This window comes from Sphingomonas sp. CFBP 13733 (genome assembly GCF_014841795.1).
Classification (GTDB): Bacteria; Pseudomonadota; Alphaproteobacteria; order Sphingomonadales; family Sphingomonadaceae; genus Sphingomonas; species Sphingomonas aerolata.
Genome location: NZ_JACYUP010000002.1, coordinates 112,421 through 128,132, shown reverse-complemented (window position 1 = coordinate 128,132; position 15,712 = coordinate 112,421). Strand labels below are relative to the sequence as shown.

Genomic DNA, 15,712 nt, shown 5'->3' with positions numbered 1-15,712 from the left:
CCCCACCCCGATCACCCCCGAAACAACCCCCCCAGCACCCCGCGCAGCACGCTCCCCTTAAGACCACCCCCCGACGCCCCGCCGCGCGACCGCGACCGGCTCCGGCTGGTCGTCCCGAACACCTGTTTCCCGATCTCGTTCGCCACCTGCCGCCCGATCGACGAGCTCGCCGCCCGCGTCGCGGACGACGCCATCTTCGCCCAGGGCGAATCCGCCGCCTCGCGCTCGGCCGCGCGCTCCACCCGATCCGCCTCGCGCTCCGCCGCCCGCGCCTCGCGCGCCGCCTTCGCGTCGAGCTTCGCCTGCGCCACCGCCGCCTTCTCCGCCGCGGTCGTCGCCTTCGCCTCGGCCGCCGCCGCGCTCGCCGCCTCGGTCTTCGCCGCGAGCAGCTCCTCCGCCGACTCGCGATCGACCAAAGTGTCGTATTTCGCCCCGATCGCATCCGTCTCGATCATCACCGCGCGCTCGGCGGGCGTGATCGGCGCGACCCGCGACACCGGCGGCTTGATCAGCGTGCGCGCGACCGGCGTCGGCGACCCGTCCGCCTGCAACAGCGACACCAGCGCCTCGCCCACCTTCAGCTCGGTGATGGCGGTCGCGACATCGACCCCCGGATTCGCCCGGAACGTCTCCGCCGCCGAACGCACCGCCGCCTGGTCGCGCGGCGTGAACGCGCGCAGCGCATGCTGCACCCGGTTGCCGAGCTGCCCCGCGATCGTCTCGGGAATGTCGATCGGGTTCTGCGTGATGAAATACACCCCCACGCCCTTCGACCGGATCAGCCGCACGACCTGCGCGATCGTGTCGAGCAGCGCCTTGGGCGCGGCATCGAACAGCAGATGCGCCTCGTCGAAGAAGAAGCACAGCACCGGCTTGTCGGGATCGCCGATCTCGGGAAGCTGTTCGAACAGCTCGCTCATCAGCCACAGCAGGAACGTCGAATAGAGCTTCGGGCTCGCCATCAGCTTGTCCGCGGCAAGGATGTTGACCAGCCCCCGCCCCCGGTCGTCGACGCCGATGAAATCACGCAATTCGAGCGCCGGCTCGCCAAAGAAATGCTCCGCACCCTGGCTGCGCAACTGGAGCAACGCACGCTGGATCGCGCCGATCGACTGTTTCGACACGTTGCCATAGGTCGTCGTCAGCTCGTCGGCCCGCCCCGCGCACTCGCTCAGCATCGCCTGCAGATCGTCGAGGTCGATCAGCAGCAGCCCTTCCGTGTCCGCGACATGGAAGGCGATCGTCAGCACCCCCTCCTGCACCGCGTTGAGATCGAGCAGCCGCGCGAGCAGCACCGGCCCCATCTCGCTGATCGTCGTGCGGATCGGATGCCCCTGCTCGCCGAACAGGTCCCAGAACTGCACCGGCGTGTCCGCATAGGCCCAGCCGTCATCGCCGATCGCCTTGGCGCGCTCCGCAAAGATCGCATGCGTCTTCGCGGTCGGCGACCCCGCCATCGCGAGCCCCGACAGGTCGCCCTTCACGTCCGCGACGAAACACGGCACGCCGTTTGCCGAAAACCCCTCGATGATCCCCTGCACGGTCACGGTCTTGCCCGTCCCCGTCGCGCCCGCGATCAGCCCGTGCCGGTTCGCGCGTCTGAGCTCGAGCGTCTGCCGCGTACCGTCCGCGCTCGCGCCGATGAAGATGCCGTCGCCCATGCTGCTATGTCCTCGCTGTCGATCCCGATCCTAACCCCGCGCCCCGCAAAGAAAAAGGACCGCCGCTCGGGTGAGCGACGGTCCTTCGGGACACGCGAGTGTCGGGTGGATTACTTGATCTTGACCGGCAGGAACTGCGCCGGCCCGCGCCCGCGCTTGACCTGCAACAGCACCTGCGGACGCCCGGCGGCCTTCGCCGTCGTGACCGCGCCCTGCAGCTCGGTTGCACTGCGCACCGGCGTGCCGTTGACCGAGATGATCACGTCGCCGCGCTTCAGCTTGCCGAATGCATCGCTCGTCTGCGCGACCGCCGCGATCACCACGCCCTGCGTGCCCGCCTCGACGCCGACCGCCTGCGCGATCGCCGGGGTCAGCGGCTGGACGCCGATCCCGAGCGCTGCACCCGCGGTGGGTGCCGCGCCGGTCGCCGCATCATCGTCATCGCCGTCGTCGGTGCCGAAGCCCTGCGCGTCGCCGCCCAGAGTCGCCGCCAGCTTGTCCGCGCTCGGTCGCGGCACGACGACCACGTTCGCGCTCGTCGGCTTGCCGTTGCGCAGGATATCGAGCCGCGCGGTCTGACCCGGCTTCACGTTCGACACGAGATAGGACAGCGACTGGTCGACCGTGACGACCTGGCCGTTGACCTTGGTCACCACGTCGCCCGCGCGCACGCCGGCGCGCGCCGCGGGCCCGCCCGCGGTGACGTCGTTGATCAGCTCGCCCTGGTTCTTGGCGATGCCGAGCGCCGCCGCGGTATCCTCGTCGATCGTGCCGCCACGGCCGAGCGTCACGCCGATATAGCCGCGCTCGATCGTGCCACCCTTCATGAAGGTGGCGATGATCGGCTTGGCGGTCGCCGCGGGGATCGCGAAGCCGATGCCGATATTGCCGCCCGACTGGCTGAAGATCTGCGAATTCACGCCGATCACATTGCCGTTCAGGTCGAACATCGGCCCGCCCGAATTGCCCTGGTTGATCGACGCGTCGGTCTGGATGAAGCGGTCATACGCGCCGCCCTGCCCGGTGACGCGGTTGATCGCCGAGATGATCCCTGCGGTCACCGTGCCGCCCAGCCCGAACGGCTCGCCGATCGCGACGACCCAGTCGCCGACGCGCGCGCCGTTCGAATCGCCGAACTTGACGAAGGGCAGGTTGGGCGCGTCGATCTTCAGCAGCGCCAGGTCCGATTCCTGGTCCTTGCCGATGACCTTGGCGACATATTCCTTCTTGTTGCTCAGCGTCACCGTGATCGAATCGACCGTCGCGCCCTGCGCGCCCGGCGAGATCACGTGGTTGTTGGTGACGACATAGCCGTCCGCCGAGATCAGGAAGCCCGAGCCGAGCGACGCGCCTTCGCGCTTGACCGGCGGGCCACCCTGCGGACCGCCGCCCATGCCGCCGAACAGCTCGCCGAACGGCGTGCCCGCGAACGGGTTGGCCTGCTGCTTCTGGACGATCGTCTGCTTGGTCGAGATGTTCACGACCGCGGGCTGGAGCCGCGCGACCATGTCGGCAAAGCTCATCGGCGCGCCGGGCTTGGGCACGACCGCCTGGATCGCACCGGGTTCGTTCTGGGCGACCTGGCCGGTCCCCGAAGCGGTGCCGGGCTGGAGCGCGAGCGTCGCGGTCGCGCCGCCGAGCAGTAGAGCGCTGGTAATGGCGTAGGCGTAACGCACTGGATATTGTCCTCTCGTTTCATCGTCCGAAACCGGGGTTTCATCGCCGATTACGGCTGAACGACGCTTGAATATGAACGGGTGTTCAGAGCAAGCTCACGGGCTTTAACGCCCGCGGCCCTCGAATTCCCGCAGATAGCTGTTGTTCGGCGAAAGAATTATCGACGTCGATCCTTCGGGTGCCGGACCGCCATCTGCCCCGAACGTGTGCCGGTAGGACTGCATCGCCCGGTAGAAGTCGTAGAAGTCGGCATCCTTGCCAAAGCTCTCGGCATAGATCTTCGCCGAATCGGCATCCGCCTGCGCACGCACGATCTGCGCCTGCTTCTGGCCCTCGGCGCGGATCGTGATCGCCTCCTGCTGGCGTGCGCTCGACATGCGCTTGAGCGCGCTTTCGAGCGGCAGGCCGACGGGCAGGTTCGCCTGCTTGATCCGCACGTCGACGATCTCGACGCCATACTGGCTCGCGACGCGCTGCAGCCCGGTCTGGATATTGTCCATCAGCTCGGACCGCTCGGGGCTGAGCAGTTCGACGAAGCGCCGCTTGCCCAGCTCGTTGCGCAGCGCCGACCCCAGGATCGGACGCAGCTGGTCGGGGATGCGTTCCTCGCTGCCGACCGCGTTGCGCATCTTGCGCGGGTCGACGACGCGGTAGCGCGCGTACGCATCGACCTCGAGCCGCAGCTGGTCGGTCGACAGCACCAGCGTGTTGTCGAGCTCGATGTCCTGCACGCGCTTGTCGATCCACACGATGCGGTCGATGAACGGCACGCGCGCGATCAGCCCCGCGCCGGTCTGGCCGAGGGGCTGGCCGGGCGCATAGGCGTTGACCGTCCGGATCGGCTGGCCGAACCGCAGGATCACCGCCTGCTGCGTTTCCGGCACGATCGCAAAGCTCGCCGCGGCAAGGATAACGAGCACCAGCGCGATCGCGCCCGCGATCAGCGGGTTACGCCAGGTCAGGCCGTTCACTGGGCGGCTCCCGGCTGGGCGGCGGCGGCGGCGGCAGCCGGCGCGGGCGTCGCCGGCTGGGCGGCGCGCGGCGCGACCTCCGGATCGGCGAGCCGCTTGCCGTTGCGCAACGGCAGATAGGGGACGACGCCGCCCGGAGTCTCGACGATCGTCTTGTCGCTCTTGGCCAATACCGCTTCCATGGTCTCGTAATACATCCGTCGACGCGTCACCTCGGGGGCGAGGCGATATTGCTCATAGACCTTGTCGAACGATGCGGCCTCGCCCTGCGCGCGCGCCACGACCTGCTGCGCATAGGAGCGCGACTGGTTGAGGTTGGCGATCGCCTCCTGCTGCGCCGCGGTCACCGCGTTGAAGTCCTCGACGATCTGCGCGGGCGCGGCGGCCTGCTTGATCGCGACGCCCTGGATGCGGACGCCCGACTTGTAGTCGTTCAGGATCTGCTGGGTCAGCTCGGCAACGCGCTGCTCGATCACCGTGCGGCCCGTGCCGATCGCCTGCTCCAGCGTCGTCGTCGCGACCACCGCGCGCATCGCGCTCTCGGCCGCGGCGCGTACCGTGGTGTTCGGCTCGGCGAGCTGGAACACGTAATCGCGCGGATCGGCGATGTCCCAGCGCACCGAATAGGCCAGGTCGATGATATTCTGGTCGCCGGTCAGCGTCAGATTCTCGCCGTCGCCAACGGGGAAATTGTCGGTGCGGATATTCTGCACGTCGACCACCTCGACGCTCGCGATCGGCGCGGGCGGAGTAAGGCGGATGCCCGGGTCGAGCGTGCCGGCATATTTGCCGAAATAGGTCACCACGCCGCGCTGCTGCGGCCCGATCTGGTGGAACGAGGTGAACAGCAGCCACAGGACCACGATCACCCCCGCCGCGATCGCCCAAAGCGCGCGTGCATTGGCGCCCGTCGGCAGGCCGCCGAACCCGCCGCCGCTGCTGCCGCCGCCGCCACCGCCACCCGAGACCCGCGCCTTTTTCAGGAATTCGTCGAGCGCGCTCGGCTTGCCGTTCGGCTTGCGACCGCCGGGGGGCAGCGCCCAGGGATTGCGGGGGCCGCCGCCCTCGCCGGCATTGTCGTCACCCGAGCCGCCCCAGGGGCCCTTTGGCGTTTCGACGGCGAGAATGGGGGGACGCCGGAGCCAGCGCGTAAAGATCGTCATCCAACCTTTATAGGTGTGCCATCGCGGAAAAACAGTGCCAAGCGCCCGCCACGGGCCTATCTGGCGGCGATGATCGACATTGAAGCGGTAAAGGCGGCGATTGCCGCAGTGGCGGGCACGCGCGCCACGGTGCGACTCGAAGGAACGCGGCTCGGCGTGGTGGTCGACGCGACCGGCCTCGACCCGAAGGCGCGCGACGCGCTCGAGGCGACGGTGAAGATGGCCGCGACCGCGCCGGGCGTCGGCGAGGTGCGCGTGGTCATGACCGCCGAACGCACCACCCGCCGGCTGATCGCGGTCGCCAGCGGCAAGGGCGGGGTCGGCAAGTCGACGCTGTCCGCCAACCTCGCCATCGCGCTGTCCAGGGCGGGGCGCCGCGTCGGGCTCGTCGACGCGGACATTTACGGCCCGTCGCAGCCGCGGCTGATGGGGGTCGAGGGCACCCGCCCGACCGCGAAGGACAAGGTGCTCGACCCGGTCCCCACCCCCTACGGCGTGCCGCTCCTGTCGATGGGCCAGCTCGTCGATCCCGGTCGCGCGCTCGCCTGGCGCGGGCCGATGGCGGCGGGCGCGCTCGGCCAGCTGGTCGAGGCGGACTGGGGCGCGACCGACACGCTCGTGCTCGATCTTCCCCCCGGCACCGGCGACGTCCAGCTGACGATGGTCCAGAAATACCGCCCCGCGGGCGCGATCATCGTCTCGACCCCGCAGGATCTCGCGCTGATCGACGCCCGCCGCGCGATCGACCTGTTCGAAAAGGCGGGCATCCCGATCATCGGGCTGGTCGAGAACATGGCCGGCTATGTCTGCCCGCATTGCGGCGAAAGCTCGGATCCGTTCGGCAACGGCGGCGCCGAGGCGGCCGCGCGCGAACTCGGCATCGCGTTCCTCGGCCGCGTGCCGCTGACGCTGTCGATCCGCACCGCCTCCGACGCGGGAACGCCCCCCGCGGCCGAGCCCGACGACGTGATCTTCGCCGCCCTCGCCGCTCAGGTCGTCGCATGGATTGGAAAAATGTGAAACGTTTTGGGGCCCGCGCCGTTGTGCTGTTACCGGTCGTGCATGGCGCGTAGAGCTACGGCACGAGCGGACCAGGATTCCAGCCACCCGACCGGTCTATGTACAGACCCGGACGGGTGCTCCCCGAAGAGGACGCCGCGATGCCTCTTACCGCCGATTCCGATATCAAGGCGCTGCTCGAAAACGCGCGGACGATCGCGCTGGTCGGCGCCTCCGACCGCCCCGACCGCCCCTCCTACGGCGTGATGGCGCGGATGCAGGCGCACGGTTACCGCGTCATCCCGGTCAACCCGCAGATCACCGGCGAGCACATCCACGGCGAATTCGTCTTCCGCGAACTCTCCCAGCTCGGCGATGAAATCGACATCGTCGACATCTTCCGCAACTCCGCCGCCGCGGGCGAGGCCGTCGACCAGGCGATCGCGATCGGCGCGAAAGCGGTCTGGATGCAGCTCGGCGTCATCAACGAGGCTGCCGCCGCCCGCGCCGAAGCCGCCGGGCTTCAGGTCGTCATGGACCGCTGCCCCGCGATCGAGATCCCCCGGCTCGGCGTCGCCAGGATAGATCGGGATCCGACCGACTGACGCTTGCGGCTCGCCTGCGCGTGCGTCACCCTCGCGACGAGCTTCGTATCGGCCCATCGCGTATCGGGGACAGGTCATGTTCGCCTTGCTTCTGGCTCTTGCTCAGGACCCGCTGCTCGCCAAGGCCAGCGAGCGACTCGCCGCCGAACCCCGCTGCGTCGTCGATCCCGCTTCGACCGACATCACCGTCTGCGGCCTTCGCCAGGCGGATCGGTTCCGCGTGCCGTTCGTCGAGCACGATCCCGGCGATCCGCGCCACGAAAGCCTCGCCGCGGAACGCGTCCGGCTGCTCAACGCGCGCACCCCGGTCCAGGACATGGGCCCGTTCCAGGTCGGCGGCGGCATGGCCGGCGTGTCGGTCGGCGTCGGCGCGGCGGGCGTCACCGCCGGCGGCCTCCGCAAACCCGCACCCTGACCCCCGCGCCATCACGCCCCCGCCATCAGCAGAGTGGCAAGACGCCCCGATCGGGTCCATGCTCGGGCGATGCCCATGATCACCGCAAACCGTTGAGGCGCCGTCGATGATTCTCGTCACCCTGCTCGCGCTCGCACAGGCCGGCGCTACACCTGCGGCCAAGCCCGCCGCCACACAGGTATCGTCCGCCCCGACCGAGAAGAGCTGGTCGATCCTCAATCCCCCCGACTGTCCGGTGGTGAAGGAGGGCGACAAGACGATTACCGTCTGCGCGCCCGGCACCCAATCGGGCCCGCGCCTGCCGCTCCCCGACTGGGGCCCGCCCGACCGCCCCGTCGCCGCCAACCCGAACATGACCGCGATCCGCGCGCTGTCGCTCGAGGGCACGCCCTGCGCCGCGACCCAGAGCGGCTGCCAGTCCGGCTTCGGCCCCCCGATCGCCCCGCTCGTCGCCGGCGCCGTCGCGCTCGCCAAAAGCGCCTTCGCCAAGAAACCCGACAAGACCGGCCGCATCGCCATCGACCTGTCGGACCCCGCCCCCCCGGCCCCCGCGCGGCCGTAACCCGCCCCGTCATCCTGACGAAAGCCAGGACCCAGAGCCAAGCAGCAAGGCGCCCCGCAACTCTGGATCCTGGGTCAAGCCCAGGATGACGAAACGGAGGGGCCGTCATCCCCACCCAACCCCGTCATTCTGACGAACGTCAGGACCCAGAGCCAAACAGCGCAGCGCCCCGCAACTCTGGATCCTGGGTCAAGCCCAGGATGACGAAAGGGAGGGGCCGTCATCCCCACCCAACCCCGTCATCCTGACGAAAGTCAGGATCCAGAGCCACACAGTGCAGCCCTCCGCCACCCTGGATCCTGACCGTCGTCAGGATGACGGCAATCGGTAGGGCATCCGGCGGCAGGCCCGTCGCCCGTCACCATCACCCCACCCCCAAAATCACCCCAGAATATGCATCCACAACGGCTGCCCCACCAGACTCTGCGACCCCCGCAATTTCTCCAGCGCCTGCGCGACCGAGCGTTCCGGCCCCTCATGAGTCACGATCGCGACGAGCACGCTGCCGTCCGCCATCGCGCCGCGCTGGATCAGGCTCTCGATCGAGACGCCCGCGTCGCGCATCGCCGCGGCGATCTCGGCCAGCACGCCGACCCGGTCCGCGACCGTGAAGCGCAGATAGGCGCGCCCGCGCCGCTCGCCGCTGTCGGCGGTCGCCGCCGCGACCAGCGACGCCGCCGGCATCGCATAGGGCGGGCCATATTCGCCGCGCGCGATGTCGATCAGGTCCGCGACCACCGCGCTCGCGGTCGGCCCGTCGCCCGCGCCCGCACCCTGGAACAGCAGCCGCCCGACGAAATTGCCCTCCGCGACGACCGCGTTCAAAGACCCCGTGACATGCGCGAGCGGATGGTCGACCGGCACCAGATGCGCATGCACGCGCTGGAACAGCCCGTCCGGCCCGTCCTCCGCCAGCCCGAGCAGCCGCACGCGGTAGCCCAAGGCCGCCGCCTCGGCGATGTCCGCGCCCAGCAGATGCCGGATGCCGCTGGCCGCCACCGTGTCGAACGCCGGCCGCGTCCCGAACGCGATCGAGGCGAGGATCGACAGCTTGTGCGCCGCATCCACCCCGTCGATGTCGAAGCTCGGATCCGCCTCGGCAAAGCCCAGCGCCTGCGCCTCGGCGAGGATCTCGGCGAAATCGCGCCCCTCTGCCTCCATCTTGCTCAGGATGAAATTGCACGTCCCGTTGAGGATGCCGTAGACCCGCCCGATCGCGTTCGCCGCCGCGCCCTCGCGCAGGCCCTTGATGACCGGGATCCCGCCCGCGACCGCCGCCTCGAACTTCAGCGCGACACGCGCCGCCTCCGCCGCGGTCGCCAGCTCATAGCCGTGATGCGCGAGCATCGCCTTGTTCGCGGTGACGAACGACTTGCCCGCATTCAGCGTCGAGCGCGCGAGCGTCAGCGCGGGGCCGTCCGATCCGCCGATCAGCTCGACGACGACATCGACGTCCGCCTGCTGCGCCAGCGCGGTCGTATCGTCGACCCAGGCGAACCGCGTCAGATCGACGCCGCGATCCTTGTAGCGGTCGCGCGCCGACACCGCGACGACCTCGATCGCGCGCCCGGCCCGTCTGGCGATCAGCTCGCGGTTCGCGTCGAGCAGCCGGATGACGCCGCCCCCCACGGTTCCCAGGCCCGCCAGTCCCACGCGCAACGCTTCGCTCATCGTCTTCCTTTCGCCAAACCCGCGCGAAGACCTAGGGTTCGGGAAGGATTCCCGCAATCAAGATGACGAATGGCGCCGCGCGCCCTATCTGGTCCCGCATGACCGGCCGCTTCGATCACCTGCCCAACCGCCGCGCGATCATCGATCGCCGCGCGGTCGCCGACACCATCGCCGCGCTGGACGAGACCGATCCGGTCGCGCTCGGCCGCCAGGCGACGATCCTGCTCAAGGCCGCGCTCGACGCGGGCCGGGTCGAGGTCGCCAAGCGGCTCGCCGAACATCCCAGCCGCGGGCTTGAGGTGTCGAGCGCGCAGGCCTATCTGATCGACCAGCTGCTCCGCCTGCTCTTCGACTTCACCACCACCCGGCTGCACCCTGCGGCCGCGCCCACCCCCGACGACCGGCTGACGCTGATCGCGGTCGGCGGCTATGGCCGCGGCGAGATGGCGCCGCATTCGGATGTCGATATCGGCTTCCTCACGCCGGGCAAACAGACCCCGCGGGTCGAACGCATCATCGAATCGATGCTCTACACGCTCTGGGATCTCGGGCTGAAACTCGGCCAGTCCAGCCGCTCGCTCGACGAGATGATCCGCCAGGCCAAGGCCGACATCACCGTCCGCACCGCTTTGCTGGAAGCACGCTACGTCACCGGCGACATGGATCTCTACGAAGAGGCGTCGCGCCGCTTCAAGGTCGAGGTCCAGGCGGATACCGCGCGCGCGTTCATCGCCGACAAGCTCGTCGAGCGCGACCTGCGCCACCGCAAGATGGGCGACACGCGCTATGTCGTCGAGCCCAACGTCAAGGAGGGCAAGGGCGGCCTGCGCGATCTCCACGCGCTGTTCTGGATCGGCAAGTATATCTACGACGTCCAGCGCGCGGCACAGCTCGTCGATGTCGGGCTGTTCACCAAGGCCGAATATCGCCTCTTCCACCGCGCCGACAATTTCTTCCAGGCGGTGCGCTGCCACCTCCACAGCATCACCGGTCGCGCCGAGGACCGGCTGACCTTCGACGTCCAGCGCGAGATCGCCGACCGGATGCGCTTCTCCGACCGCCCGGGCAAGCCGAAGGTCGAGCGCTTCATGCACTTCTACTTTCTCCAGGCGAAGACCGTCGGCGACCTGACCGGTGTCTTCCTCGCGCATCTCGACGAGAAGTTCGCCGCGCGCGGCCGCCGCTTCGGCCTGCCGACGATCCGCCGCAGCCCGCGCCGCCTCAACGGCTTCGTCCTCGACCGCGGTCGGCTCGCCCTGCCCGACGACGACTTCTTCCGCGCAAGTCCGGTCCGGCTGATCGAGATCTTCCAGCTCGCCGACCGCAACACGCTCGAGATCCACCCGCTCGCGATGCGCGCGGCCGCCCGCGACGTGAAGCTCGTCGACGACATCCGCGACGACCCCACCGCCAACGCGCTGTTCCTCGACGTCCTCAGCTCGCCGCGCGATCCCGAACTCGTCCTGCGCTGGATGAACGAGACCGGCGTGTTCGGCCGCTTCGTGCCCGATTTCGGCCGCGTCGTCGCGCAGATGCAGTTCGACATGTATCATCACTACACCGTCGACGAACACACGATCCGCGCGCTCGGCCTGCTCGCGCGGATCGAGAATGGCGCGCTGAAGGACGACCATCCGCTCGCCAGCGCGATCTTCCGCCAGATCGTCTCGCGCCGCGTCCTCTATGTCGCGGTGCTGCTCCACGACATCGCCAAGGGCCGCGGCGGCGATCATTCGATCCTCGGCGCCGAAGTCGCGCAACGCCTCTGCCCGCGCTTCGGCCTGTCACCGGCCGAGACCGAAACCGTCGCCTGGCTCGTCCGCTGGCATCTGCTGATGTCCGCGACCGCGTTCAAGCGCGACCTGTCGGACTTCAAGACGATCCTCGATTTCTGCGACGTGGTGCAGAGCCCCGAGCGACTCCGCCTCCTGCTCGTCCTCACCATCGTCGATATCCGCGCGGTCGGCCCCGGCGTCTGGAACGGCTGGAAGCGGCAACTGCTCGGCGACCTCTATGAAGCCGCCGAGGAGGTGCTCCGCCTCGGCCACAAGCAGAAGGGCCGCGCCGAACGCATCGCCGCCAAGCACGAGACGCTCCACGCCGATCTCGGCTGGAGCGAGGCCGAATTCGCCGCGTTCGTCCGCCGCATGCCCGAGGCCTATTGGATCGCCGAGCCCGAGGATGTGCTCGTCCACAATGCCCGCTTCCTCGCCGGCACCGGCGACGCGCAGCTCGCGATCGACGCGCATGTCTATCCCGGCCGCGGCGCCACGCTCGTGACGATCTACGCCGCGGATCATCCCGGCCTCTTCTACCGCATCGCCGGCGCGATCCATGTCGCGGGCGGCAACATCATCGACGCGCGGATCCACACCACGCGCGACGGCATGGCGGTCGACAATTTCCTCGTCCAGGACCCGTTCGGCCGCCCGTTCGACGGCAGCGAACAGCTCGCCCGGCTGAAGACCGCGATCGAGGATGCGCTCGCCAACCGCGGCAAGCTCGCCGACCGCCTCGTCGCCAAGCCGCTCCCGCGCGCGCGCGCCGAGGCGTTCGACATCGTCCCCAACGCGATGATCGACAACCGCGCCTCGAACCGCTTCACCGTGGTCGAGGTCAACGCCCGCGACGGCCCCGCCTTGCTCAACCGGCTCGCCCAGGCGCTCTTCCAGTCGAAGGTGACGATCCACTCCGCGCATGTCGCCACCTATGGCGAACGCGCGGTCGACACCTTTTACATCACCGACCTCACCGGCGACCGCATCACCGCCCCCGCCCGGCTGAAGACACTCGAACGCCGCCTGCTCGCGGCCGCCGCCGGCAAGGAACTCGACCTCGCCGCCTGACGCCTCCCGTCATCCTGACGAAAGTCAGGATCCAGAGCCACGAACGTCCCGCTGAGTTATCCTGGATCCTGACTTTCGTCAGGATGACGGACGTGAACGAAGCCTCGACACAAACGAAAAAGGCCGGCCCGCTCTCCCGAGCGGACCGGCCTTCCCTAGCGACGTTGAACGCTCAGAACCGCGTCCGCACCGTCAGCCCATAGGTCCGCGGCTCGGCGAGGTACGAGGTGAAGATCTGGTTCCCCACCCCGCCAAACGCCTTCACCTGGTCGAGATTGCCCGCACCCTGGAACGGCGCGTTGAACCCGACCTGCTGGTAATCGGTGTCGAGCAGGTTCTGCGCCCACAATTCGACCGCCCATTTCTGCGCCGGCCCACGGATGCCGATCCTCGCGTTCATCAGGAAGAAGCCGTCCTGCGCCTTCTCGGTGAACAGGTCCGACCCGGTATTATAGTCGCTGGTCATGCGGCCATCGATGTAGAACAGCCCGGTGATCCCCGACGACCCCAGCTCGGGCGTCCACGTCCCCGACGCAGTGACCGTATGCTTGGGCGCGTTCGACAGCGTGTTGCCCGACAGCAGGAACAGCGCGGGGTCGAGCGCCTCGCCCGTCTCCGACCCGACCAGGTTGTTCTTGAAGGTCGTGTCGACATAGGTGTAGCCGAGCGACACCGCGACGTCGCGGACCGGGAACAGCCCCGCCTCGAGCTCGACGCCCTGCGACCGCACGCCATATTTCACGTCGCCGGTGCACGCGCCCGTCGCCGCGCTCGCATCGCGATCCGCGCCGTTCAGGCTGGTGTCGCACGAGCTGATGTTCTGGACGATGAAGTTGGTGCCGTTGAACGTGTTCAGCTGGAAGTTCTTGAACTCCTGGCGGAAGCCCGCGACGTTGAAGGTGAACTGCGCGGAGGTGAACTTCAGCCCCAGCTCATAGGAATTGACCGTCTCGGGATCGAACCGCAGCCGGCTCGCGCTCGCATTGGTCGGCGACGAGAAGACGTTCGCGGTCAGGTCCGACCGGTCGAGATTGTAGCCACCCGCCTTGTAGCCGCGCGAATAGGACGCGTAGAGCAGCGTGTCGGTACGCGGCTTGTACGACACGATCCCCGTGCCGCTGAACTCGCCTTCCTTGAACCCGTCGTTCAGATCGAGCCCGTTCAGCGCCGAGGTCGAATTGCCCGTGCAGGTCAGCGTGACGATCCCGCCGACCAGCGTCTTCAGGCTGGCGGGCACCGCCGCGCTCGCCAGCAGCGGGCTCAGCGCCGCCTGCTGCGCGGGGCAGACGGTGTTGTTGTTGTTGAAATCGGCGTGGAAATCCTTGGCCTCATGCGTGTAGCGAAGCCCGCCGGTGATCGACAGCTTGTCGGTGACCTTGAAGATGTTGTGCGTGAAGAACGCGTAATTCTCGCTGTCCTGATAATAGGTGGACCGCTGGTCGCCCAGATTGTTGAGCGTGCTTAGCCGGTCGATGCCGCTCAGGATGGTACCGGTCAGCGCGCCGAAGGCGGGCTGCGTGCCCGGAACCTGTCCCGACAGGACCGCACGTCCCGTCGCGCTGAGGCAGCCCGGATTGGCCGGATTGCGCAGCGCCGCCGCCGGGTTGACCGTCGCGACGATCCGGCACGCGGCGAACGCGCCATATTGCGTCCCGAACTTCAGATTGTCCGCGACGACCAGGTCTTCCTTCGAATAATAGCCGCCGACCAGCCAGTCGAGCTTGTCGTCGAACAGCGACCCGTTCAGCCGGACTTCCTGGCTGAAGGTGTGGAACTGGCGATAGCTGTTGCCGTCGTCCGCGCGGTAGCCGATGTCGAGATTGCCGTAGTCGATGTCGGCCGCGCCGCCCGACTTGTACTCGCGATACGCGGTGATCGAGGTCAGCTGCGCAAAGCCCAGATTCGCGTCGATCTGGCCCGAGCCGCCATAATCCTTGGTGATGTTCGAATAGGCGCGGCCCAGCGTGTTGGCGATGCGGCGGTTATACGGGTCGCCCTGGCTCGGGAACACCGCGCCCATGCTCTGCATGACCTGCTGGATGCGGTTGCCCGCGGGGTTGATCGCAAAGTCGCCCGCGACGCCCGGCGTCGGATCGATCTTCTCGCGCGTGTCGATATAGACCGCACCACAGCATTTCTCGTCGCGCCGCGTGTAATCGCCGATCAGCCGCACCGACACGTCGCTGCTCGGCTCGAACAGCAGCTGCCCGCGCACGAAATAGCGGTTGCGGTCGTTATAATCGGTCTGGTTGATGACGTCGTAATAATAGCCGTCGCGCTTGCCGAACACGCCGTCGAGCCGGAACGCCAGCTTGTCCTTGATGATCGGCCCGGTCAGCCCGCCCGCGATGCGGATATTGTTGTAATTGCCATAGGTCGCGTCGCCGTACCCGCCGAACTGGTAGGACGGCAGCTTGGTCAGGATGTTGATCGTGCCCGCCGATGCGTTGCGCCCGGCCAGCGTCCCCTGCGGCCCGCGCAGCACCTCGATCCGGTCGACTTCGCCCAGATCGTTCAGACCCGAGCCGGTGCGGCTGCGATAGACGCCGTCGATGAACACCGCGACCGAGCTTTCGAGGCCGGGATTGTCGCCGACCGTGCCGATGCCGCGGATACGCGCCGAGGCGTTCGCCTCCGAGCCGGTCGACGAGATCAGCAGCGACGGCGCGAGCTGCGTCATCTGGCGGATGTCGGTCGCACCCGAATTCTGCAGCGCGGCCTGGCCGACCGCGGACACCGCGATCGGCACGTTCGACAGCCGCTCGGAGCGGCGCGTCGCGGTGATGACGATGTCGCCTGCGTTGATCGGCTGGGGATTCGCGTTCTCGGCAACCGGCTGCTGCTGCGCATCGACCGACGCGGCGGCGGTACCCGATGTATTTGAGGGTACGGTCTGCGCCTCGGGCTGCGTCGTCGGGACATCCTGTGCGAAGGCCGGCGCCGCGATCGCGATCGTCGCGGCGGCAGACAACAGATATGCGGTCATGCGCATGGGCATCTCTCCTGGCGGCTTCGAATTATTTCGAATTTCCGGTTTGGTCAGGAGGTAATTGGAATTTTCATGCAGCGTCCACCGATTTCCGTATGCGGAAGTAACTTTCCGGTCGCTGTGTCGCACTTCCGCAACACCGAGCAATAACAC

Annotated in this window: 11 protein-coding genes; 5 read left to right on the top strand and 6 right to left on the bottom strand. The window is 68.3% G+C overall.

What is annotated here, in order from left to right; all coding sequences use genetic code 11:
• Positions 1-11: 11 nt before the first annotated feature.
• The 4 genes from IFT71_RS04775 to hflK all read right to left on the bottom strand — a co-directional run bounded on the left by IFT71_RS04775 (position 12) and on the right by hflK (position 5,472).
• Entirely contained in the window at positions 12-1,661 is a 1,650-nt protein-coding gene (locus tag IFT71_RS04775) for a helicase HerA-like domain-containing protein (protein ID WP_192139413.1), read from the bottom strand.
• 110 nt (positions 1,662-1,771) lie between these two features.
• Complete coding sequence (locus IFT71_RS04770; protein ID WP_031439387.1) at positions 1,772-3,337, bottom strand: Do family serine endopeptidase; 1,566 nt, start codon at positions 3,335-3,337, stop codon at positions 1,772-1,774.
• 105 nt (positions 3,338-3,442) lie between these two features.
• Positions 3,443-4,309, bottom strand: coding sequence for an SPFH domain-containing protein (gene hflC / locus IFT71_RS04765; protein WP_192139411.1), 867 nt, complete (start codon positions 4,307-4,309; stop codon positions 3,443-3,445).
• Positions 4,306-5,472: a protease modulator HflK gene (gene hflK / locus IFT71_RS04760; protein WP_192139409.1), complete on the bottom strand. Its 1,167-nt coding sequence runs from the start codon at positions 5,470-5,472 to the stop codon at positions 4,306-4,308. Before hflK ends, hflC begins: the two co-directional genes overlap by 4 nt.
• A 69-nt stretch (positions 5,473-5,541) precedes the next feature.
• Here hflK and IFT71_RS04755 point away from each other — a divergent pair, with 69 nt between their 5' ends.
• The 4 genes from IFT71_RS04755 (at position 5,542) to IFT71_RS04740 (ending at position 8,053) form a co-directional block, all read left to right on the top strand.
• On the top strand, positions 5,542-6,492 hold the full coding sequence (locus IFT71_RS04755; protein WP_107931845.1) for an Mrp/NBP35 family ATP-binding protein: 951 nt from the start codon (positions 5,542-5,544) through the stop codon (positions 6,490-6,492).
• A gap of 140 nt (positions 6,493-6,632) precedes the next feature.
• Positions 6,633-7,076: a CoA-binding protein gene (locus IFT71_RS04750; RefSeq protein ID WP_192139407.1), complete on the top strand. Its 444-nt coding sequence runs from the start codon at positions 6,633-6,635 to the stop codon at positions 7,074-7,076.
• 76 nt (positions 7,077-7,152) lie between these two features.
• The gene (locus IFT71_RS04745) at positions 7,153-7,491 is read left to right on the top strand and encodes a hypothetical protein (protein ID WP_107931843.1); all 339 of its coding nucleotides are present in this window, start codon (positions 7,153-7,155) and stop codon (positions 7,489-7,491) included.
• Between the two features lie 106 nt (positions 7,492-7,597).
• Positions 7,598-8,053, top strand: a complete 456-nt coding sequence (locus IFT71_RS04740; protein ID WP_156363516.1) for a hypothetical protein — start codon at positions 7,598-7,600, stop codon at positions 8,051-8,053.
• 381 nt (positions 8,054-8,434) lie between these two features.
• Here the strand turns inward: IFT71_RS04740 and IFT71_RS04735 are convergent, their stop codons facing one another.
• Positions 8,435-9,724: a homoserine dehydrogenase gene (locus tag IFT71_RS04735; protein ID WP_107931839.1), complete on the bottom strand. Its 1,290-nt coding sequence runs from the start codon at positions 9,722-9,724 to the stop codon at positions 8,435-8,437.
• Positions 9,725-9,822: 98 nt separating this feature from the next.
• Here IFT71_RS04735 and IFT71_RS04730 point away from each other — a divergent pair, with 98 nt between their 5' ends.
• A complete protein-coding gene (locus tag IFT71_RS04730) occupies positions 9,823-12,570 on the top strand; it encodes a [protein-PII] uridylyltransferase (RefSeq protein ID WP_192139405.1) in 2,748 nt (915 codons plus the stop codon).
• A 172-nt stretch (positions 12,571-12,742) separates the two neighbouring features.
• Here the strand turns inward: IFT71_RS04730 and IFT71_RS04725 are convergent, their stop codons facing one another.
• Positions 12,743-15,562 (bottom strand): TonB-dependent receptor, encoded by a 2,820-nt coding sequence (locus IFT71_RS04725; protein ID WP_192139403.1) that lies wholly within the window; start codon positions 15,560-15,562, stop codon positions 12,743-12,745.
• Positions 15,563-15,712 lie beyond the last annotated feature (150 nt).

What these genes read in the sequence shown, in the direction of transcription:
- IFT71_RS04775 (WP_192139413.1), bottom strand. Translation starts at nt 1,661, where the DNA reads ATGGGCGACGGCATCTTCATCGGCGCGAGCGCGGACGGTACGCGGCAG.
- hflK (WP_192139409.1), bottom strand. Translation starts at nt 5,472, where the DNA reads ATGACGATCTTTACGCGCTGGCTCCGGCGTCCCCCCATTCTCGCCGTC.
- IFT71_RS04755 (WP_107931845.1), top strand. Translation starts at nt 5,542, where the DNA reads ATGATCGACATTGAAGCGGTAAAGGCGGCGATTGCCGCAGTGGCGGGC.
- IFT71_RS04750 (WP_192139407.1), top strand. Translation starts at nt 6,633, where the DNA reads ATGCCTCTTACCGCCGATTCCGATATCAAGGCGCTGCTCGAAAACGCG.
- IFT71_RS04745 (WP_107931843.1), top strand. Translation starts at nt 7,153, where the DNA reads ATGTTCGCCTTGCTTCTGGCTCTTGCTCAGGACCCGCTGCTCGCCAAG.
- IFT71_RS04740 (WP_156363516.1), top strand. Translation starts at nt 7,598, where the DNA reads ATGATTCTCGTCACCCTGCTCGCGCTCGCACAGGCCGGCGCTACACCT.
- IFT71_RS04735 (WP_107931839.1), bottom strand. Translation starts at nt 9,724, where the DNA reads ATGAGCGAAGCGTTGCGCGTGGGACTGGCGGGCCTGGGAACCGTGGGG.
- IFT71_RS04730 (WP_192139405.1), top strand. Translation starts at nt 9,823, where the DNA reads ATGACCGGCCGCTTCGATCACCTGCCCAACCGCCGCGCGATCATCGAT.
- IFT71_RS04725 (WP_192139403.1), bottom strand. Translation starts at nt 15,562, where the DNA reads ATGCGCATGACCGCATATCTGTTGTCTGCCGCCGCGACGATCGCGATC.